General features: G+C 47.0%; 17 protein-coding genes. 13 read left to right on the plus strand and 4 right to left on the minus strand.

The annotated features are described in order from the left end of the window. The first annotated feature begins 93 nt into the window (after positions 1–93). Complete coding sequence (locus GWI56_RS07530) at positions 94–612, plus strand: PH domain-containing protein (RefSeq protein WP_198572570.1); 519 nt, start codon at positions 94–96, stop codon at positions 610–612. Positions 613–661: 49 nt separating this feature from the next. Here the strand turns inward: GWI56_RS07530 and rarD are convergent, their stop codons facing one another. Together rarD and GWI56_RS07540 are read right to left on the minus strand one after the other, a co-directional pair. Further along, a complete protein-coding gene (gene rarD / locus GWI56_RS07535) occupies positions 662–1,546 on the minus strand; it encodes an EamA family transporter RarD (protein ID WP_198572571.1) in 885 nt (294 codons plus the stop codon). A gap of 205 nt (positions 1,547–1,751) precedes the next feature. After that, complete coding sequence (locus GWI56_RS07540) at positions 1,752–2,216, minus strand: thioesterase family protein (protein WP_113941090.1); 465 nt, start codon at positions 2,214–2,216, stop codon at positions 1,752–1,754. 327 nt (positions 2,217–2,543) lie between these two features. On the opposite strand from GWI56_RS07540, the gene recQ reads away from it, so the two are divergent. Beyond that, on the plus strand, positions 2,544–4,367 hold the full coding sequence (gene recQ, locus GWI56_RS07545; protein ID WP_198572572.1) for a DNA helicase RecQ: 1,824 nt from the start codon (positions 2,544–2,546) through the stop codon (positions 4,365–4,367). Here the strand turns inward: recQ and GWI56_RS07550 are convergent. After that, positions 4,349–6,130: a diguanylate cyclase gene (locus GWI56_RS07550; RefSeq protein ID WP_198572573.1), complete on the minus strand. Its 1,782-nt coding sequence runs from the start codon at positions 6,128–6,130 to the stop codon at positions 4,349–4,351. The genes recQ and GWI56_RS07550 overlap by 19 nt on opposite strands. Before the next feature lie 509 nt (positions 6,131–6,639). On the opposite strand from GWI56_RS07550, the gene leuA reads away from it, so the two are divergent. The 6 genes from leuA to glpK all read left to right on the plus strand — a co-directional run bounded on the left by leuA (position 6,640) and on the right by glpK (position 14,985). Beyond that, positions 6,640–8,208, plus strand: coding sequence for a 2-isopropylmalate synthase (gene leuA / locus GWI56_RS07555; RefSeq protein WP_113941087.1), 1,569 nt, complete (start codon positions 6,640–6,642; stop codon positions 8,206–8,208). Between the two features lie 70 nt (positions 8,209–8,278). Beyond that, positions 8,279–9,373 (plus strand): 3-isopropylmalate dehydrogenase, encoded by a 1,095-nt coding sequence (gene leuB, locus GWI56_RS07560; RefSeq protein WP_198572574.1) that lies wholly within the window; start codon positions 8,279–8,281, stop codon positions 9,371–9,373. A gap of 23 nt (positions 9,374–9,396) precedes the next feature. Then, complete coding sequence (gene leuC, locus GWI56_RS07565) at positions 9,397–10,797, plus strand: 3-isopropylmalate dehydratase large subunit (protein WP_198572588.1); 1,401 nt, start codon at positions 9,397–9,399, stop codon at positions 10,795–10,797. A gap of 27 nt (positions 10,798–10,824) precedes the next feature. Next, complete coding sequence (gene leuD, locus GWI56_RS07570) at positions 10,825–11,430, plus strand: 3-isopropylmalate dehydratase small subunit (protein WP_198572575.1); 606 nt, start codon at positions 10,825–10,827, stop codon at positions 11,428–11,430. A 526-nt stretch (positions 11,431–11,956) separates the two neighbouring features. After that, a complete protein-coding gene (locus GWI56_RS07575; RefSeq protein ID WP_198572576.1) occupies positions 11,957–13,306 on the plus strand; it encodes an outer membrane protein transport protein in 1,350 nt (449 codons plus the stop codon). A 194-nt stretch (positions 13,307–13,500) separates the two neighbouring features. Continuing rightward, positions 13,501–14,985, plus strand: a complete 1,485-nt coding sequence (gene glpK, locus GWI56_RS07580) for a glycerol kinase GlpK (RefSeq protein ID WP_198572577.1) — start codon at positions 13,501–13,503, stop codon at positions 14,983–14,985. Between the two features lie 171 nt (positions 14,986–15,156). On the opposite strand, the gene GWI56_RS07585 is transcribed toward glpK, so the two are convergent. Next, positions 15,157–15,492, minus strand: coding sequence for a hypothetical protein (locus GWI56_RS07585; RefSeq protein WP_105251187.1), 336 nt, complete (start codon positions 15,490–15,492; stop codon positions 15,157–15,159). Positions 15,493–16,155: 663 nt separating this feature from the next. On the opposite strand from GWI56_RS07585, the gene mraZ reads away from it, so the two are divergent. From mraZ to murE, 5 genes are read left to right on the plus strand one after another with little or no spacing between them, the layout of a single operon-like run. Then, positions 16,156–16,614 carry a division/cell wall cluster transcriptional repressor MraZ gene (gene mraZ / locus GWI56_RS07590; RefSeq protein WP_105251188.1) on the plus strand — a complete coding sequence of 153 codons (459 nt, stop codon included), beginning with the start codon at positions 16,156–16,158 and terminating at the stop codon, positions 16,612–16,614. A gap of 31 nt (positions 16,615–16,645) precedes the next feature. After that, entirely contained in the window at positions 16,646–17,587 is a 942-nt protein-coding gene (gene rsmH, locus GWI56_RS07595; RefSeq protein ID WP_105251189.1) for a 16S rRNA (cytosine(1402)-N(4))-methyltransferase RsmH, read from the plus strand. A 10-nt stretch (positions 17,588–17,597) separates the two neighbouring features. Further along, positions 17,598–17,912 carry a cell division protein FtsL gene (gene ftsL / locus GWI56_RS07600; RefSeq protein ID WP_105251190.1) on the plus strand — a complete coding sequence of 105 codons (315 nt, stop codon included), beginning with the start codon at positions 17,598–17,600 and terminating at the stop codon, positions 17,910–17,912. Positions 17,913–17,925: 13 nt separating this feature from the next. Then, positions 17,926–19,680 (plus strand): penicillin-binding transpeptidase domain-containing protein, encoded by a 1,755-nt coding sequence (locus GWI56_RS07605; protein WP_105251191.1) that lies wholly within the window; start codon positions 17,926–17,928, stop codon positions 19,678–19,680. Next, positions 19,677–21,179, plus strand: coding sequence for a UDP-N-acetylmuramoyl-L-alanyl-D-glutamate--2,6-diaminopimelate ligase (murE, locus tag GWI56_RS07610; RefSeq protein ID WP_198572578.1), 1,503 nt, complete (start codon positions 19,677–19,679; stop codon positions 21,177–21,179). Before GWI56_RS07605 ends, murE begins: the two co-directional genes overlap by 4 nt. Positions 21,180–21,192 lie beyond the last annotated feature (13 nt).

Raw genomic sequence — 21,192 nt, forward strand, 5'->3', positions numbered from 1 at the left:
CCAGCCTAGTACTCATATTAGCGCTGGCATTTTTATTGACATAATATGTCTTTATTGGCAGATTAAGACTTCACTGCACGGGAGATACTGCCAATGAGTCCTCAATTTTTTGAACTCGCCCCTTTAACCCAAACCTCTATCTTCAGTTTTATCGTCTTATTGCTCGGTTTAGCGGGTATCTTGCTGATGTTATGGCTAAAAAATATGCCTAAGATAGCGAAGTCGGCGAGTTTAGGTATATTGCTGGTGGTGATGGGCGGATTTTCTTGGGTCTTCTATCAATCGAATAGCGCCGAATTAGTGTTAACCGATACAGAGCTCACAGTGGATGTTCCCTTCTATAAAGTGCAGTTATCTCGCGTGGATTTATTGCCTGCCGAGGCGCGCATAGTCGATTTGCAGCAAGAGGCAGATTTAGCGCCGAGCTTTAAAACGAACGGCATAGGCATGCCAGGGTTTCAATTAGGCTGGTTTAAGTTGCAGGGGAAAGGCAGGGCATTTTTGGCGATAACAGATAAATCGCAGTTAGTGTTAGTGCCAACGACTAAAGGCTACAGTTTATTACTAACAGTACCGCAAGGGAGTGAGTTTTTAGCACAGTTACAGAAGTAATCATCATATGTCATCACTTCTGCCACTGTGTTTATCGGCGTGATAATGCTCACGCCGTTTTGCGTTTATAGGCCATATCTAAGGTAAAGACGAGCAGCGCGCTCCAGATAAAGCCGAAGGTCACGCCTTTTTCGGCATCGAAGGGCTCATTGAACAGACTCACCGCGAGGATGAACATAATACTCGGACCAATATATTGGAAAAAGCCGAGCATAGACAATGGAATACGTACCGCTGCCCCTGCAAAACACAGCAAAGGAATGGTAGTCACTATCCCTGCCGCCATTAACATCAGATTCAATTGCCAATCGTTAGTTAGCATGCTCGCCGTGGCTGTGTCTAAGGTTGCGACGAGATAAATCAGCGCTACCGGTAATAACACTGCGGTTTCGACCAATAAGCCGGCCTTAGCATCCACATTGACCTTTTTTCGCAGCAGCGCATAGAAACCAAAGGTACCCGCGAGTGCCAGTGAGACGATGGGAATTGAGCCAAAAGAGATTAACTGGATCAATACGCCAGCGCTGGCGAGTGAAACCGCAAACCATTGCAGTTTACGCAATCTTTCGCCTAGAAATAACATACCGAGTAAGACGTTGAGTAAAGGATTGATGAAGTAACCTAGGCTGGCATCGAGCATGTGATCGTTATTTACCGCCCAGATAAATAGTAGCCAGTTTCCCGCGATCAATATGGAAGTAATGGTGAGAACCATCAACTGTTTAGGCTGTTTAAACAGTAAGCGTAAGCGAGAAAAACCGCCGATAAACTGCATAATGATCAGCATAAACACGAATGACCAAATCACTCGATGGAGCAAAATTTCGGTGGCGGAAACATGGTTGAGTAATTTGAAATATAAAGGCGCAAAACCCCACATACAGTAAGCACTGACGGCAAGTAGGATCCCTTTGCGGTATTCAAGATTTGGCATGAGACATCTTCGAAGAACAACAAGGTGGCGATTGTAGGTGTGTCTGACCGCTGACTCAAGGGATTCGCCGCGTTCTTTTCGTTACAGAATATCTCCACAAAAAATTGAATGGGCGATTAAAGTCAGTAAACATCCTGTTGATCAAGACGTTTACCTTAGTCAGTTTTGAGCCCTAAGGCAGTAATACACATCTAAATTTAACCGCCTAACCCACCATATAAGTCCCTGTTCCAAAAGCGATATGCGTGCCTTGCTCATTATGTAGCTCCATACGGCATACTGATACTCGATTACCCGCACGAATGACGCTGCCCGTGCCCGTAAAGGTGAGGCCGCGTCCCGGCCGCAGATAATCGACGCGCATATCAATCGTCCCTAAAGTTTGGAGGCGTTGTTGTAATTCTTCAATCGTCCAATCTTCACGGCTTGCGACCAGTCCTGCAAATGCGGTAAGTCCGCCGACCACATCTAGTACTGTAGCTGTGACACCGCCGTGGAGGATCTGTTGATGGATATTGCCAATAAGTTCTGGTTTCATATTGATGACCACTTCGACACCGTCGACATCGTAACGTTTGATATCGAGCCCGAGTAGATTATGGAAAGGGACATGTTGATCAAATACTGCTGCGACTCTTCTCAAAGCTTCGGCTTGGATTGGGCTGGTCATTTTGGGGTCCTTGTCACTGAGTGACGGTATTAGGCGTAATTGGATTTGTTATCAACACTGAGATAAACAAAGTGCGGCTTAGAGCAATTAATCTACAGTGAAGCTTACGGCTAATGCAACTCCGTCGCTAAAATGACGACACCGTTTCGGCAGTTTTTAAAGTATTTTACCCCGCGTTCGTTATTTTTGGCTTAGCCCACTAGGGTTAAAATAGCTGCAATCGTGGTGAATTGCCTCGTCTAAAGCGCTTTAAATTACCGTTGAATCCTGCATTTTGAACTAGTTTGGGTATAGAATAGGCCCCCTCACTTTTGACATAGAAGATCCATGGAAAAGCTCGTACTCGACACGCATGATGATCCGCTCTCGCAACGCCTCGCGCAGGTGTTTGGTTACCGTGACTTTAGGGACGGTCAGCGGGAGGTGATAGAACGTGTCTGCGGCGGGCAAGATTGCTTAGTGATCATGCCAACGGGCGGCGGTAAGAGTCTGTGTTATCAGTTACCCGCCTTGATGATGAATGGCATCACTATTGTCGTCTCCCCATTGATTTCTTTGATGAAAGATCAAGTCGATAGCTTATTGCAAACCGGTGTTGCTGCGGCTTATCTGAATTCTTCTTTGCCGCGCGAGCAGAGTGCCGAAGTATTAAGGCAGCTACGCCACGGTGAGTTGAAGTTACTTTATGTGTCACCTGAGCGCTTATTAACCGCTGATTTTATTGAGCGTATGCAGTCTATCCAGCTGGCGATGTTTGCCATCGATGAGGCGCATTGTATCAGTCAGTGGGGTCATGATTTTCGCCCTGAATATGCGGCGCTCGGCCAGTTAAAGCAACTCTTCCCCTTTGTGCCCATGATGGCGCTGACCGCAACAGCAGATCAGGCGACTCGACAGAGTATTTGTGAGCGGCTCGGTATTGACCCGTTCCGTTTACTTTCAAGTTTCGATCGGCCCAATATTCGCTATACAGTCGCCGAAAAGCTTAATGCAGCTAATCAGTTACGACATTTTTTAACGCAGCAGAATGGTACTAACGGCATTATTTATTGCAGCAGTCGTCGCCGTGTCGATGAAGTGGCTGACCGTTTATGCCTGCAAGGTTTTAATGCCAAGGCCTATCATGCAGGAATGACGCAGGAAGACCGTGGAGCAGTACAGGACAGTTTTCTTAAAGATCAAATTGATATCGTGGTTGCCACTGTGGCTTTCGGTATGGGAATTAACAAGTCGAATGTGCGTTTTGTGGTGCATTACGATATCCCGAAAAGTATCGAAGCCTATTATCAGGAAACGGGCCGAGCAGGCCGTGATGGGCTCGATGCCGAAGCTTTTATGTTGTTCGATCCCGCCGATATTGGTCGGGTCAGACATTTGATTGAACAGTCTGAACCTGGGTCGCAGCAGCAGGTCGAATTCCATAAACTTAATACTATGGCCGCCTTTGCCGAGGCGCAGACCTGTCGCCGCCAAGTGTTGCTGCATTACTTTGATGAGAGCGCACTAGAGCCCTGTGGCAACTGCGACATTTGCCTCGATCCACCTAAGCGTTATAACGGCACCGAAGATGCGCAGAAGGTGCTGTCATGTATTTTCCGTTTAGGCCAGCGTTTTGGTATCAATCACTTAATTGAAGTGTTGCGCGGCTCGAAAGGCGCACCGATAGTCGATCGAGGGCATGACAAACTCACGACTTGGGGGATTGGTAAAGACAAGAGCCATGAGTATTGGCTGAGTGTGATCCGTCAATTGATCCACTTGGGACTGGCGAGTCAAGATGTGACTCGTGGCTCCTCTATTACCTTAAACCCATCGGCACGGCCTGTGCTCAAAGGGGAAGTGGCGCTAATGCTTGCTGAACCGCGTATTCAGTTAACAACCACAAAACGTAAGGCGAGTCAGTCTAAAGCACCGTTGAATTATGACCGTAAATTGTTCGCACGGTTGAAGTTATTGCGTAGAACCATTGCCGAGCAGCAGGATGTGCCGCCGTATTTAGTCTTTAACGACGCTACCCTCGCAGAAATGGCAGCCATGATGCCAACGAGCGCGGGGGAAATGCTCGCCGTTAACGGGGTTGGCGAGCGTAAACTGAGTCGTTTCGGTGATGCTTTTCTCGATGAAATTACGGCTTACTTAGCGGGAGAATAATGGTTTGAAGTATTCTCATTGATTTTAACCTTGCCCAATTGATTGATACTGGCTCTCTTAATTAAAGACTCTAACGTATCAAACTGTTGCATCGCCGCTATACCAATATTGACCTTACTTGAACCCTGCCAAGGCTGAATGCAAGCAACCAACTGACTAACGACTCTTTTAGCACCAGTTGCCGAGGTATGCGGCAGGATAATGGCAATTTCATCCATCGAATATCGGATTAACTTATCTTGCTCCCGTAGTCTGTGTTGTAGCTCATCCTGTAAGAGAGGTAGGTCAACTTGACGGATCTGACTCGCATTAAACAATAATAAAGACAGTGGGTAATTACCTTGTTTGGCACTGTTTAATGTTGATGTGACTTGTTGGAGCAGCGTTTCCGCAGGTTCATTACCTTCAATATGTGGGGCACGATTATTCTGTTTATCAATCAAATACCAAATAGCTCCGCCCAATAATGCCATCGCGATTAAGAACAGTGTGCTATAGGCCCAATCGACATTTAACTCTTGTAAGATTGAATCTTTTTCTGGTGCAGTGCTATTTGGCTCCTGCTGCAGATCTTGTTGATTTAGACGGGCCTTAAACTGCAATATCCGAGCATTATTCATCGCTTGATTGGTGAGCTCGGCCGCTCGATAACGTTTGAGCAAGAAAGAATAGGCTTGTTTAAAATCCCCTTTTTCTAAGTAGTGATCGCTCATGATCCCGTAAAACCCTTTGAGATCTGAGTATTGTTTTAGGTTTTCAGCTTGCTCAATAGCGTGATTCATGAGGATTAAAGCGGCATCTTCTTGATGCTGAGCAAAACGAATTTGGGCGAGTAGGCGAGTTGAACGCATTGTTGCTAATTGTTGATTTTGTTTTTTAAACGTATTAATCGCGATAGAAAGATATTCTTCGGCATTATCGATGCGGCCTTTATCGAGCGCGATTGAGGCCAAAATGGCATAACTGTAGGCGAGTTCAAGTGGCGAACCGAGCTCAGGTAAAAGCGCTTTAGCTTGTTGTTCGAGTTTATCACTGTAATCAAACTCTTGATTATCAAGCGCTATCCGAGCTGCATTGCGTAAAATAAAGTGTAAAACTTTCCCTTTTGCATCGGCACTTTGTATACCTAAGTTGGTGTAATACATGGCTTGGGGGAAATCATGGGTGGCATAAAGTAAATTTCCCATCGCGGCATACACATAGGCCTGTGGTGGCCAAATCCAATTTTGGGTTTGAGCATGAATATCCGGATAAATATCAATCGCGAGGCGTAAATCTTCGATAGCAGAGGAGAAGTTATCAGTGTCAGTATCGAGTTGGCCACGTAAGCGTAAAGCATCGACTAAGGCTTGTGGTTGCTGGTAACGTCGCGCTAGGTTAATGGCTGAATCAAGCAAAGGTAGGGCATTTTGAACATTGTTATAGCTAAGGTTGGCGTCGGCTTGGCAAATCAAAAAGTAAGGTCGTACTTGATCTAGCTTAAGTTGTTTAGCGTTTGCTTCGCCTAATTGAGCGACGTTGATAGCGGCTTCATTTTCCCCTATTTGTAGTAGGTTTTGGCATTTCAATACACTTAATCTGAGTCGATTGATATCTGAGCTTGCACTGGTCGCAAATTGTTTTTCTAACGCTGTTATTTGAGTGAGTGCTTTACTGGGATATTGGTAGACGAGTTCAGTGAGTTCATCTAATTGGTCTATAGCACTGGCCCCAAAGGGAAACAGCCATAACAACAGGCTCAGTACCAAGACGCGAAAATCCATTTTGTGCTCCATATAAAATGCGTAAGTTCTAATATCCCTAATCACTAAGGTGGGATTATAACTTTTCTTAATCGTTTTTTGCATAAAAAACTATTTTTTTCTAAGGGGAATAAGTTAACACATCCCAGTGATTTCTGAATCCAAACAGCCGGTTAATTCTGTGGAATCGATCACTAATTTGGGGATGAAACTCACCGTTATTAGCCTTAAGACAGGTTGAATGAGTGGAACATGAAAAAATTAGGGTTGACACTATCGGCTAGGCAAGTTAAATATTAACCGTCCTCAATAATTCAAACAGAATAAATATACAAATTAAATGAATATTATTAGCCGCAAACTCGACCTCCTCCTTCTCTCTCTCGCGGTTTATACGCGGAGGTCTTAGTGTTGCACGCTCGATAAAAAGGCAAAGCATTCACAAACCCCGCACCGATGTTGCGGGGTTTTTTGTATCTGAATACGGCAAAAATTAACTAACGAACGGTGACGTTCCATGGAGAAGCGAGATGTCTAACAGAGTCATAATATTTGATACTACCTTGCGTGATGGTGAGCAGGCGTTAGCCGCAAGTTTGTCGGTCAAAGAAAAACTACAGATCGCTATGGCGCTGGAACGTCTGGGTGTGGATGTGATGGAAGTGGGTTTTCCGGTTTCTTCACCCGGTGATTTTGAGTCAGTGCAGACCATAGCGCGTACCATCAAAAATAGCCGTGTTTGTGCCTTATCCCGTGCATTGGAAAAGGACATAGATGCAGCGGCGCAGGCCTTGTCTGTCGCAGATCAATTCCGTATCCATACGTTTATCTCGACCTCAACGATTCACGTTGAGAGCAAGTTGAAGCGCTCCTTCGATCAAGTGTTAGAGATGGCGGTGGGCGCAGTGAAATACGCCCGTCGCTTTACCGACGATGTGGAGTTTTCCTGTGAGGATGCGGGGCGTACGCCCATCGATAATCTATGCCGTATGGTAGAAGCCGCCATTCGTGCGGGCGCACGCACCATTAATATTCCCGATACGGTCGGTTACACAGTGCCAAGCGAGTTTGGCAATATCATTCAGACTTTGTTTAATCGGGTGCCGAATATCGACCAAGCAGTGATCTCAGTGCATTGCCACGATGACTTAGGTTTATCTGTGGCAAACTCGATTACTGCTGTACAGCACGGTGCGCGTCAAATTGAATGTACGATCAATGGCATAGGTGAGCGTGCGGGTAACTGTTCACTGGAAGAGATCGCTATGATTTTAGCGACGCGTAAGGGCATGTTAGGGCTAGAAACTGGCATTAATGCCAAAGAAATTCACCGTACTTCTAATTTAGTCAGCCAGTTATGCAATATGCCAGTGCAGGCGAACAAGGCGATTGTCGGTGCGAATGCCTTTACCCATTCGTCGGGCATCCATCAGGATGGCATGTTAAAAGCACAAAATACCTATGAAATCATGACGCCAGAAAGCATAGGTTTGAATCGCAACAACTTGAATATGACCTCGCGCTCGGGTCGCCATGTGATCAAGCATCGCATGGAAGAAATGGGCTATAGCGAGCACGATTACAATATGGATACTCTGTATGAAGAGTTTCTAAAATTGGCAGATAAAAAAGGCCAAGTATTTGATTATGATTTAGAAGCCTTAGCCTTTATGGAAGCGCAGGCCGAAGAAGACAATCACTATCAATTGCAGCAATTAGTGGTGCAGTCTGACTCAACTGAAGGCGTTGCTACGGCGACTGTGCGTATCGAAGTGGGCGGCGAAATTAAAACCGAAGCCGCAACGGGTAATGGTCCTGTTGATGCTGCCTATAACGCGATTGCTCGCGCAACCGATCGTCGAATCGATATCATCAGCTACAAGCTAGGCGCTAAGGGCGTAGGTCAAAATGCCTTAGGCCAAGTGGATATTACTGCGGTTTACCACGAGCAAAACTTTCACGGCGTAGGTTTGGCAACCGATGTGGTTGAAGCCTCGGCACGCGCTTTAGTGCATGTGATGAACTTAACGTGCCGCGCAGACAAGGTTGCCGATTACAAACAAAGCATGCAAAAAAATCGAGAGCTAGGCGGCGTCTAGTCGCTAAAAGCATCCAAAGAATAGCAAGGTCGAGCATAAAGCATTCACATTTAAAGGAGTTAGCTGGCGTATGAGTTATCAAATAGCAGTATTAGCAGGGGATGGGATCGGTCCTGAAGTGATGGCAGAGGCGCGTAAAGTGCTGCGTGAGGTTGAAGCGCGTTTCGATTTGAATATCGAATACACTGAATTCGATGTTGGCGGTATTGCCATCGATAACCACGGTTGTCCCTTACCCGATGCCACGCTAAAGGGCTGTGAAGCGGCCGATGCGATCCTATTTGGCTCGGTAGGCGGTCCTAAGTGGGAAAAGTTACCACCAAATGAACAACCTGAGCGCGGCGCGCTATTGCCTCTGCGTGGTCACTTCGAACTGTTCTGTAATCTGCGCCCAGCAAAATTGCATGATGGCTTAGAACATATGTCGCCGCTGCGTAGCGATATTTCCGCCCGTGGCTTTGATGTTTTATGTGTGCGCGAGTTAACCGGCGGCATTTATTTTGGTAAGCCGAAGGGCCGTCAAGGCGAAGGCGAAAATGAAGAAGCCTTCGATACCATGCGTTATAGCCGTCGCGAAATTAGCCGTATCGCCCGCATCGCCTTCGAAGCCGCCCGTGGTCGCCGTAAAAAAGTGACCTCAGTGGATAAAGCCAATGTGCTCGCCTGTTCAGTGTTATGGCGTCAAGTGGTTGAAGAAGTCGCAGTAGATTTCCCCGATGTCGAGCTTGAACACATCTATATCGATAATGCGACCATGCAGTTGCTACGTCGTCCCGATGAGTTCGATGTGATGCTATGTTCTAACCTGTTCGGCGATATTTTATCCGACGAAATCGCCATGTTAACTGGCTCTATGGGCTTGTTGTCATCGGCGAGCATGAACAGCACTGGCTTTGGTTTATTTGAACCAGCGGGTGGCAGTGCGCCGGATATCGCGGGCAAAGGTATTGCAAACCCTATCGCCCAAATTCTGTCGGCGGCATTAATGCTGCGCCACAGCTTAAAGCAAGAAGAAGCCGCCTGTGCGATTGAGCGTGCCGTCAGCAAAGCATTAAATTCTGGCTACTTAACCGGTGAGCTATTGAGCAGCGACAAGCGTAGCCAAGCTAAATCAACCGCCGAGATGGGTGACTTTATCGCCAATGCTATAAAGGAAGGTGTGTAATGACGACTGTGCCAAAAAACGCGGTGGCAAAAACGCTGTATCAAAAAGTATGGGATGCCCACGTTGTAGCGACTCCAGAAGGTGAAGCGCCGATCATTTATGTCGACAGACATTTAGTCCATGAAGTGACTTCTCCCCAAGCATTTAGTGGCTTAAAAGTGGCGGGCCGCAAACTGCGTGCACCGGAAAAAACCTTTGCTACTATGGATCACAACACTTCGACCCGTAGTGCCAGCTTAGATGCGCTAAGCCCAATGGCGCGCACACAGGTTGAAACCTTAGCGCAAAACTGTAAAGACTTTGGCGTGCGTTTATACGACATTCATCATCCTAATCAAGGGATTGTGCATGTGATGGGGCCAGAGTTGGGTATTACCTTACCCGGCACTGTGATTGTCTGTGGTGATTCCCATACCGCGACCCATGGCGCCTTTGGGGCATTGGCGTTTGGCATTGGTACGTCCGAGGTTGAGCACGTTTTAGCAACCCAAACCTTGCGTCAACTAAAAGCTAAGACCATGAAGATTGAAGTGCGTGGTCATGTCACCGATGGCGTGACCGCCAAAGATATCGTACTCGCCATTATCGGCAAAATCGGCATGGATGGCGGCACAGGTTATGTGGTGGAGTTCTGCGGTGAGGCGATTGAAGCACTGTCGATGGAAGGTCGCATGACAGTGTGCAACATGGCGATTGAGATGGGCGCTAAGGCGGGCATGGTCGCGCCGGATCAAACCACTTTTGACTATTTAGCAGGCCGCGAGTTTGCACCCAAGGGCGAAGATTGGGCAGAGGCTGTCGCTTACTGGCAAGCCATTAAAACCGATGACGGCGCCGTGTTTGATGCTGTCGTTGAGTTAGATGCCGCCGATATTGCGCCACAATTGACTTGGGGTACAAACCCCGGCCAAGTCGTAGCGATCGATGGCAAAGTGCCAAATCCTATGGATGAAGCCAACCCAAGCACCCGTGCCAGCATGGAAAAGGCCTTAGAATACATTGGCCTGAGTGCGGGTACGCCTATGACAGACATCAGTATCAACAAGGTATTTATCGGTTCTTGTACTAACTCGCGGATTGAAGATTTACGCAGTGCCGCAGTACATGCCAAAGGCCGTAAAGTCGCGAGTGGCGTCACCGCGATTGTCGTACCCGGTTCTGGTCAAGTGAAAGCCCAAGCCGAAGCCGAAGGCTTAGATAAAATCTTTATTGAAGCGGGATTTGAGTGGCGTTTACCGGGTTGTTCTATGTGTTTGGCGATGAACGATGACAGATTAGAGGCGGGCGATCGCTGTGCTTCGACCAGTAATCGTAATTTCGAAGGTCGTCAAGGCCGCGGCAGTCGTACCCATTTAGTGAGCCCTGCAATGGCCGCCGCCGCTGCGGTGGCTGGGCATTTTGTCGATATTCGTAAACCTTACTAATTACCGTAAACCCAAGAGGAGAAGTTAATGCAACCTTTTACGACCCATACCGGGCTTGCGGTCATGATCGACAGCACCAATATCGATACGGATCAGATCATTCCGAAACAGTTTTTGTCTAAGGTGACGCGCGATGGTTTTGGCGTGCACTTATTTCATGACTGGCGTTATTTAGATGATGCGGGCTATGTGCCTAATCCTGAGTTTTCATTGAACCAGCCTCGTTATAAAGGCGCTTCAATTCTTTTGTCGCAGGAAAACTTTGGTTGTGGTTCAAGCCGCGAACATGCGCCTTGGGCGCTGGCGGATTTTGGTTTGCGCGCCATTATTGCACCGAGTTTTGCCGACATTTTTTACGGCAACTCAATCAATAACGGCCTATTGCCTGTGGCGTTAACCCACGTGCAGGTGCGTCAGTTGATGGATGAAGTGGCGGCAGAAGAAGGCGCGCAAATCACGGTTGATCTCACAAGCTGTAAAGTGATTTCACCGTCAGGTGCTGAGTTTAGTTTTACGCTGGCAGAGTCGGCGAGACATAAGCTACTCAATGGGTTAGATGCTATTGGGCTGACCTTGTCCCATGCTGCGCAAATCAGTCAGTACGAAACTCAAATCCAAGGTTGGCGCCGCTAAACTTTCAGCGCACATTTGTACTCGTGTTGAGTCTATATTTAAGCGCCTAGGTTAATACCTAGGCGTTTTTGTTTTAAATCTCAATACACTCTTAATTTAATTAATTGTATTTTAAAGCATAAATTTTTATTGTCGTTTTAATACTAGAAAATTTTATTCTCCTCAGTGATTTATGCTGAATTTGTCGAGTTTAAATGATTTACAGGTGTTCCAAAGTTTTTATTTTTTATCTTATTGTTTAATATTAGTATTTATTGAATTCTTAATTTAAATCTCACGACTGTTGTGAATGATTTTTGAATGTTTAAAGGTTGGCTTTTGTTTTAATGGTGATGTATGTCACTAAATCTGTTTTAAAGTCGCATTTCTTTAGAGTTTCTGTCTGTTTTATCTCCTTTGGTTGCAAACATCTTCTGCATAAGTAAACTGCTGCGCATTCAATCTGGAGTGTTTGCTCTATTTTGCCTGAACGCCTCAGTACTCATCTAAGTAGTACAGATAACAATAATATGATTAGAGAATAATAATGCAAAAACGTCTTCTGACTTTGGCTGTCACTGCAGCTTTGTTAAGTTCAACGACTCAACTCCATGCCGCGGGTTTTCAACTTGCGGAATACTCTGCTACAGGTTTAGGTCGCGCCTTTGCGGGTGAAGCCGCTATGGCGGATAACGCTTCGGCTCAAGGTCGAAATCCTGCCATGCTCACTTATTTAGAAGGGCGCCAGTTGTCCGCGGGTGGCATTTACGTTATGCCAAACGTCGATGTGACTGGTGATGTGAGCCTTAGCTCACCGTTAATTGGTCCAAATCCTGTTGTTATGAAAGGTAGCGACGCACTGGATGTGGCCGATGACGCACTCGTGCCAAATTTTTATTATTCAAATCAGCTAAATGATCAATGGACTTGGGGCCTAGCGGTAAACTCTAATTATGGTCTAGCCACTGAATTACCCGCTACTCACGCAGCGGCTATTTTTGGTAATAAGACTTCGGTTACGACCGTTGAATTTAATCCAAACATCGCTTATCGCATCAATGATGCTGTCAGCGTTGGTGCTGGTGTACGTATCGTTTATGGTGAAGGTGAAATTGGTGCCTCATTACCAGGTTGGGTCGATGGTATCAAACCTGCTCTGCCGGCTCCGGTGCAGGCAGTGTTACCTCCTGGTGGCACTGAGCTGAAAAGCATGAAGGGTGATGATGTGGGTTATGGCTGGCAGTTAGGTGCAAGTTGGCAGATCAATCCTGCTCACCGTTTGGGCTTTGCTTATCACAGCGGCGTGCAACTGGACTTGGATGGTCATGCTTCTGGCGTCTTGTACACTGGCGGCCAAGATGTGTCCATTGAAGGTTATTTACCGCTTGAATTGCCCGCTTTTGCAGAGATAGCTTCCCATCACCAATTGACCGATAACTGGGCTATGCATGCGAGCGTGAACTGGACCGATTGGAGCGTATTCGATCAACTAGTGGCTTATTTCCCTGGTGAAGTTAAGCCCAAGGGCGGCTTAGAGTCTGATTTAGTTAAAGAAGAGCACTTCGAAGATAACTGGCGCTTCGCGCTAGGGACGACTTATCAAGTGAATAACGACTGGTTAGTGCGTGCCGGTGTTGCTTTAGATAAAACTGCGGCAAATGACGAGTGGCGCACAACCACAATTCCAGACTCTGATCGTCTGTGGTTCTCTGTGGGCGCAGGTTATCAGGCAACTAAGAACCTGAACGTTGATTTTGCTGTGACTTATATTAAAGCGACTGGCGATGCGCCAATCAATGAACAGCAAAACCTATTGAACCTCGCGACTGTTAACTTTAACGGCGAAGCAAGCGGCGATGTATGGCTTGCGGGTATCCAGATGAGCTATAAGATGTAAGTTCTACGTAGTTTAATTACGCCCTGAATCTTCAGGGCTTTTTTATGGCTATAGCATGGTGGCGTTATCTTGTTTTACGGCTTGCTTGCTGGTCACGGCGGTAAATTCCGAATATATTCACTGCATAAGTCGGTGGATCACGTTAATTCTCGCCAGCATAAAAAGGCGGCGGAGAGTTCAGATAGGATAGTAGCGTGCAGAAAAAATACGTGGTGGCCTTAGATCAAGGCACGACCAGCTCAAGAGCGATAGTTTTCGATCACGACGCAAACATTGTCAGCGTGTCCCAGCGGGAATTTACCCAGTTGTACCCTAATCCGGGTTGGGTCGAGCATGATCCCATGGAGATTTGGGCAAGCCAAAGTTCAGTGTTAATTGAAGTATTGGCGCGTGCGGGTATTCACAGCGATGAAGTGGCCGCTATTGGCATTACCAATCAGCGGGAAACCACTGTTATATGGGAGAAGGCCACAGGTAAACCTATTTATAACGCGATAGTGTGGCAGTGCCGTCGCAGCGCTGAGATTTGTGAGCAACTCAAAGCTCAAGGGTTAGAAGAATATGTGCGTGAGAATACTGGTTTATTACTAGACCCTTATTTTTCAGGCACTAAGATCAAGTGGATTCTAGATAATGTGCCCAATGCCCGTGAGCAAGCCGATCGTGGTGAGTTGTTGTTCGGCACTATCGATACTTGGCTCGTGTGGAAGTTAACCGAGGGCAAGGTGCATGTCACCGATCCCACCAATGCTGCCCGCACTTTGCTATTCAATATCCATAGCCTGACTTGGGATAATAAGTTACTCGAAGCCTTAGATATTCCCTTGTCTATGTTGCCTGACGTTAAACCTTCCTGCAGCGTGTATGGTACGACACGGATAGCGGGGGAAGGCAGTGAAATCCAAGTCGCAGGAATGGCGGGCGATCAACAGGCTGCGCTTTTTGGTCAGTTATGTGTCGAGCCCGGCATGGCGAAGAATACCTACGGTACTGGTTGTTTTTTGTTGATGAATACAGGGACCAAAGCGGTGCGCTCAAACCATGGCTTATTGACTACAGTTGCCGTGGGGCCTAAGGGTGAAGTGAACTATGCCCTCGAAGGTTCAGTCTTTATGGGCGGCGCGACCATTCAATGGCTGCGAGATGAACTGGGGCTTATTCGTGATGCCAGTGATACTGAGTACTTTGCCTCTAAGGTCGCCGATACTAATGGCGTGTATCTGGTGCCCGCTTTTGTGGGACTCGGTGCGCCCTATTGGGATCCCAATGCCCGTGGTGCGCTATTTGGTCTGACACGCGGGGCGAATCGTAATCATATTATTCGGGCGGCGTTAGAATCCATCGCTTACCAGAGTAAAGATTTACTCGATGCCATGATCAAAGACAGTGGCGTCAGCCTTAAGCGTTTAAAGGTGGATGGCGGCGCGGTCGCTAATGATTTTTTGATGCAATTTCAAGCCGACATTACCGATGTCGAAGTGTTAAGGCCAAGCGTTTGTGAGACAACCGCTTTGGGTGCGGCATTTTTAGCTGGGTTGGCAGTGGGCTTTTGGGAGAGTGTGATAGAGCTTGAGCACAAAGCCTGTATCGATAAGCATTTTATCCCTAATATCGATGCCCAGACTCGAGTACAGCTATACGCAGGTTGGCAGGACGCGGTGGCCAGAACTCGAACTTAAACAATACGCCTTGAGGCGGCATTGGTTTGAGATAAAACTTAATTTGAGGTATCGCATGATTCGAAATCTGGCCTGATTTCAGACATGCTCGATAGTGCTGCTAAAAAGAGGCTAATAAAAAGGCGCTAATCCAATGGGATTGCGCCTTTTCCGTTTTATATCAGTACGGATTTATACTTCTACATCAATGATATGTTGGCTCGGTAGCTTCTTGATTTCTGCGGAATCATCGGTCACTTCAAGTACGACACCTTCTTTTAGTTTTAGCGTTTCGGTTTCATCCGATGCACGGCGTTTCTTATTTTTATTGTTATCTGATTCTTTGCGTCTTTCCCTGACTTTAGTATTGCGGCTTTCTAACGCTGGAGGTAACTGCGACTGCGGTGTTTCATGGCTATCGGGGGCATTTGCGCTTGCGCTGCTGACTTGGTCAACAACCCGTTTAGGGTGAAACACGGCTTTTACTGGCTGTGCCAGCATGGCATAAATGCTATCCAATCCACTCATAACGCCTCCTTGTTATTACACCTCTTAATATGATATCGGCTGAAGTAGGTCAATATTTAGACTATACGCCGTTTAACTTGTTAAGGCGAATAAGGCGAGTCATTAGGTAGCTAGTGCGGGTATAAGGTGAATGTGTAGGGATAAAGTGGTTCTTTTGGTGGATTTTACGTGGGATTTTTGATCTTTCTCGCAATCGCGACAGTAATATTCAGCCATTAGTAAAAAGATGAACGTCTTTATTTGGAATAAAAATTTAGATTTTTATGCTGATTTCAACTCTTTTTTGACTGTCGAACAAGAATGGACGTAAGTTTGTTTTGTTGCGTTTTTGAGTTTGACGTTATTTCTCGACCCGTAAAATCCCACAAATACAGAAATAATTCCCCATTTTTTTCATCGCAAGCACCTGAAAGCAAAAGGTTGCTGAATATATCGGCGCTATTTATTCCTGTTGTTTCCTCTGTTTAGTCAATCTCTAATGGTTTTTCTTGTCAAAAGTTTGTCGCGAGGTTAAGTGCTCAACATGCAGCTAACCCGCTTGCCGACTGGATTTATAAAAGGATCCCATCCCTTGACAATGCTTGTCGACTGTCCCTAAACTTAGCAGTTGTGGGAAATAGTGGATATTTGTGGATCAAAAATCAAAGGATAGGATGAATTAGCGTGTTTCGTGGAGCCAGTGCTATCAACTTAGATACAAAGGGACGGATCGCTATTCCAGTGCGATACCGCGAACCTTTGCAGCTTGAGCACCAAGGCCGCATCGTGATTACCGTCGATATCCAATCCGCCTGCTTACTCTTGTATCCCATTCACGAATGGGAATTGATCGAAGCTAAGTTGTTGAAGCTTTCAGATACCGATAAAACCCAGAGATCTTTAAAGCGCCTGTTACTCGGATACGCCCACGAAGTGGAGCTCGATAGTAATGGGCGCATATTACTGCCGCCACCGTTAAGGCAATATGCCAATTTAGATAAGCGCATCATGCTAGTGGGGCAATTGAATAAATTTGAGCTGTGGGATGAGCAATCTTGGCTGCAGCAAATTGATGAATGTCAGGAAACGATTCGAAGTGAGGATCTCGTTAATAATGAGCGTCTCGCGGATTTTTCACTTTAACGAGTCGTGATAACTAAATAAGAAGAGAGTAATGAGTCAAGAATTTGCCCATTTATCCGTACTGCTAGCAGAAACGGTTGGCGGTTTAAACATCAAAGACGATGGCATCTATATCGATGGCACGTTCGGCCGCGGTGGTCATTCAAGACAAGTATTACAACAACTCGGTGAACATGGTCGATTGATCGCCATCGATCGTGATCCTCAAGCGATTGAAGCGGCCAAACAATTTGCTGACGATCCACGCTTTCAAATTGTGCATGGTGGCTTTGGTCAATTAGCCGATTATGTCGAAGAGCTTGGGCTTGTGGGCAAAATTGATGGCGTATTACTCGATTTAGGTGTGTCTTCACCCCAGCTAGACGATGCTGAACGCGGTTTTAGTTTTTTGCGCGATGGTCCACTCGATATGCGTATGGATAACAGCCAAGGCCAAACGGCTGCGCAATGGTTGGCTCGTGCCGAAATTGAAGATATGGCTTGGGTATTTAAAACCTACGGTGAAGAGAAAAATGCTCGCCATATTGCCCGTTGTATTGCTGCCGATCGTGAGAAAACGCCGTTTTTACGTACCAAAGATTTAGCCGATTTAATTGCGCGTATCACTAAAAATAAAGAACGCAATAAGCACCCTGCGACTCGGGTGTTTCAAGCAATCCGCATTTATATCAATAGTGAATTAGATCAAATTGATCAGGCACTTGAAGGAGCCGTCAATGTGCTCGCACCCCAAGGACGGTTGTCGGTCATCAGTTTCCATTCTTTAGAAGATCGTATCGTGAAGCGTTTTATTCGTCGTCATAGCCAAGGCGAAAGTGTACCGCACGGTTTTCCGGTTACTGAAGATCAAATTAACAAGTCGCGTAAGTTACGTGCCGTGGGCAAGGCGATTATGCCATCCGACGAAGAAATCGAACGCAATGCCAGAGCTCGCAGCTCAGTGTTACGCATTGCCGAGCGTTTAGATTACTAAGGGGCGCACTGTGAGTAAGCCCTCGATTAATCTGCCACGGATCGTTTTACATGATTTATGGCTGCACAAATGGATCTTGTTATTAGCCTTGCTTGTGCTGAGTAATGCGGTTGCCGTGGTTTATGGCAGTCATGTTAGCCGTCAACTGACAACCCAGTGGGACCAGTTACTGCAGGAGCGAGATAGATTAGATATTGAGTGGCGCAATTTATTATTAGAAGAGCAATCGCAGACTGAGCACAGTCGTATTACGCGTATTGCCTCTAAGGAACTCAACATGAGTCGTCCGTTACCCAGCGAAGAAGTTGTGGTAAAGGTGCCGTGAGTATAGGGAAGATATGACTAGGCAAGCGAAAATCAAACGGGTAAGCAAACCGCAAAAACCTCAATTGATCCACTGGCGTTTATACGTAGTGGTCGGGTTTGTGTGTGCGTTGTTTTGCAGCCTAGTGGGACGCGCAGCTTACATTCAAATTATCGAGCCCGACAAATTACGTCACGAAAGTGACATGCGAACATTGCGGACCACAAGTCGTGAAGTGCAGCGTGGCTTGATCACCGACCGTAATGGCGACATGCTGGCCGTGAGCGTACCTGTACGAGCCGTCTGGGCCGATCCAAAACAAGTCAATGATAGTAATGGTTTTGCCGATATGCGCCGCTGGCAAGCCTTAGCCGATGTGTTGCATGAGCCCCTCGAAGATTTGTTAGAGCGAGTGCGCAGTAACCCCACCAAACGCTTCACCTACTTGAAACGCCAAATTACCCCTGCGGTTGCGGACTATATTACTCAGCTTAAATTACCCGGTGTATTTCTAAAGTCTGAATCTCGCCGTTATTATCCTGGCGGTGAAATCACAGCTCAGTTAATCGGCATCACTAACATAGATGATGTTGGGATTGAAGGTGTTGAAAATGCTTATAATAGTTGGTTAACAGGTACGCCTTCCAAACAAAAAGTGCGTAAGTCACGCGATGGTCATGTCGTCGAGCGTCTCGATATAGTGCAGGAAGGTGAGAGCCCTAACGATCTCGTGCTGAGTATCGATCATAGGATCCAACAATTAGCCTATCGCGAACTAAAACGCACCACTGAGATGAACCAAGCGACTTCGGGTTCGATTGTCGTCCTCGACATTCATACGGGTGAAGTCTTGGCTATGGTGAATACGCCTTCGTATAACCCCAATGCGCGCGACAATCTGCAAACCTTCAGAATGCGTAACCGTGCTATGACAGATACCTTTGAGCCGGGTTCGACCATTAAGCCATTTGTGGTAGCCGCAGCGCTTGAAGCTGGCACAGTTAAATCGACCGATATTATTGCCACTTCACCGGGTTGGATGCGTTTAGGTGGTCGCCAAGTACGTGACCCCGCGAACTATGGCGATATGAGTTTGGCGCGTATTTTGGCTAAATCCAGTAACGTCGGCATCAGTAAATTGGCTTTGTCTATTCCGGTGCAGCAACTGCTCGGCACTTATCAATCCATGGGACTTGGTAGTTTTTCGGGAATTAACCTCACGGGTGAAAGCGCTGGCTTGATTCAAGATCGCCACCGTTGGTCAGACTTTGAACGTGCCACCTTATCGTTTGGTTACGGCTTAACGGCAACAACACTTCAACTTGCGCGTATGTACGCCACCTTAGGCAATGGCGGCACTTTGTTCCCGGTCTCGATAATGAAACTGAAAAAGCCACCTGTCGGTGAGCGAGTCATTTCTGAAAATGTGGCCCACGATGTGATGCAAATGCTAGTCGGTGTAACGGAAAAAGGTGGCACTGGCACCTTAGCACACATCGACGGTTATCCAGTTGCAGGTAAGTCTGGCACAAGTCGTAAGGCAGTTGCTGGTGGTTATGGTGATGATTATGTTGCTTTATTTGCGGGTGTTGCTCCTGCGAATAATCCTAGATTAGCGATAGTGGTGGTAGTGAATGAGCCTAAGGGCGATCTCTATTATGGTGGTTCAGTGGCGGGGCCTGCATTTGCCAAAGTCATGTCTGGCGCACTGCAAATGTTAAACGTTGAACCCATTACCGATAAAGAACAAGTGCAATTGGCGGGAATAGCCGCTGGGAGAGCAGAATGATGTTATTACGGGATTTGCTAGCGCCTTGGCTACATTATGCTGGCGCGCAGTCCTTCAATGATCTGACCTTAGATAGCCGCGCAATACGTCGCGGCGATGTGTTTTTGGCGCTGCCAGGACATAAGGTCGATGGCAGACAGTTTATTGAAAAAGCCTTAGATTTAGGTGCCGCAGCCGTATTAGTTCACACGGATGATGCTGACCAACATGGCAAAGTGTTGCTGGGCGATAATGCCGAGCACTGTGTGCAGATTTATTTCTTTCAGTTAAGTCGTCAGGTATCGGCAATTGCCGCCCAGCGTTATCCCTTAGCGCACAAGTCTGCCGTTATGCCATCCCTTGGGGTTATCGGTATTACCGGAACTAACGGTAAAACCTCTACGAGTCAACTCATTGCACAACTGGTGACTTCATTGGGGCGCAAAGCCGCCGTCATGGGCACCCTTGGCAATGGTCTCTGGGGCGAGCTTGTTGATAGTGGTAACACCACAGCCGATGCGATTACCTTAATGCGTCAGTTGCATGAGTTTGAAGCCCAAGGCGCGAGTGTCTGCGCCATGGAAGTGTCGAGTCACGGCTTAGTGCAAGGCCGCGTCGACGCATTGCCATTTGATGTTGCCGTGTTCACTAATCTGACGCGCGATCACCTCGATTACCACGGCGATATGGAAAGCTATGCCGCCGCTAAACAAAGCCTATTTCGTTTCAGCACTTTAGGTCACGGTTTATTGAATCTCGACGATGCAGTTGGCGCCTCTTGGTTGACTGAGCTTAAGCCTGTGCCTGCGCAGATTTGGGGTTTTAGCATTGAAGGTCATCAAGGTGCGGCTTTTTATACCAAAAATGCCAAGTTTGACGATCAAGGTGTCAGTGCAACCTTAGTGTGGCCCGAGGGCGAGACTCAAATCCACTCGCCACTTCTTGGTGCCTTTAATCTCTCTAATTTACTCGCGGCGTTATCGGCCTTGTATCTGCAAGGTTTTGATATGAAAGCGTTAGCCGAGCAGGTGCAATATTTAACGCCCGTTGCAGGTCGTATGGAGCGTTTCACTACTGCGGATAACATCACCTTAGTGGTCGATTATGCCCATACACCCGATGCGATCGAACAAGCGTTAAACGCGCTACGTCGCCATTGTGCTGGTGATTTATGGTGCGTGTTTGGTTGTGGCGGCGACCGTGATAAGGGCAAGCGTCCTTTGATGGGCCAAGCTGCTGAACAGTTTGCCGACCGCATTATGGTGACCAGCGACAATGCGCGCAGTGAAGACCCCGCGCAAATTATTACCGATATTATCCAAGGGCTTGCAACACCAGAGCAGGCATTGACTCAGGTTGACCGTATCGCAGCAATTAAAGAGGTTGTGGCATTGGCTAAACCTGGCGATGTGATCTTGCTGGCGGGCAAAGGCCACGAAACTTACCAAGAGGTGGCAGGTGTGCGTCATGACTATGATGAACGCGCCCTGGCACGCCAGTTATCGGAGCAATCAAGATGATCCCTCTTTCTCT

The sequence above is a fragment of the Shewanella sp. DW31 genome (assembly GCF_015767295.1).
Classification (GTDB): domain Bacteria; phylum Pseudomonadota; class Gammaproteobacteria; order Enterobacterales; family Shewanellaceae; genus Shewanella; species Shewanella oncorhynchi.

Coding starts and splice junctions, on each gene's coding strand:
- GWI56_RS07530 (WP_198572570.1), top strand. CDS start 94: ATGAGTCCTCAATTTTTTGAACTCGCCCCTTTAACCCAAACCTCTATC.
- rarD (WP_198572571.1), bottom strand. CDS start 1,546: ATGCCAAATCTTGAATACCGCAAAGGGATCCTACTTGCCGTCAGTGCT.
- GWI56_RS07540 (WP_113941090.1), bottom strand. CDS start 2,216: ATGACCAGCCCAATCCAAGCCGAAGCTTTGAGAAGAGTCGCAGCAGTA.
- recQ (WP_198572572.1), top strand. CDS start 2,544: ATGGAAAAGCTCGTACTCGACACGCATGATGATCCGCTCTCGCAACGC.
- GWI56_RS07550 (WP_198572573.1), bottom strand. CDS start 6,130: ATGGATTTTCGCGTCTTGGTACTGAGCCTGTTGTTATGGCTGTTTCCC.
- leuA (WP_113941087.1), top strand. CDS start 6,640: ATGTCTAACAGAGTCATAATATTTGATACTACCTTGCGTGATGGTGAG.
- leuB (WP_198572574.1), top strand. CDS start 8,279: ATGAGTTATCAAATAGCAGTATTAGCAGGGGATGGGATCGGTCCTGAA.
- leuD (WP_198572575.1), top strand. CDS start 10,825: ATGCAACCTTTTACGACCCATACCGGGCTTGCGGTCATGATCGACAGC.
- GWI56_RS07575 (WP_198572576.1), top strand. CDS start 11,957: ATGCAAAAACGTCTTCTGACTTTGGCTGTCACTGCAGCTTTGTTAAGT.
- GWI56_RS07585 (WP_105251187.1), bottom strand. CDS start 15,492: ATGAGTGGATTGGATAGCATTTATGCCATGCTGGCACAGCCAGTAAAA.
- rsmH (WP_105251189.1), top strand. CDS start 16,646: ATGAGTCAAGAATTTGCCCATTTATCCGTACTGCTAGCAGAAACGGTT.
- GWI56_RS07605 (WP_105251191.1), top strand. CDS start 17,926: ATGACTAGGCAAGCGAAAATCAAACGGGTAAGCAAACCGCAAAAACCT.
- murE (WP_198572578.1), top strand. CDS start 19,677: ATGATGTTATTACGGGATTTGCTAGCGCCTTGGCTACATTATGCTGGC.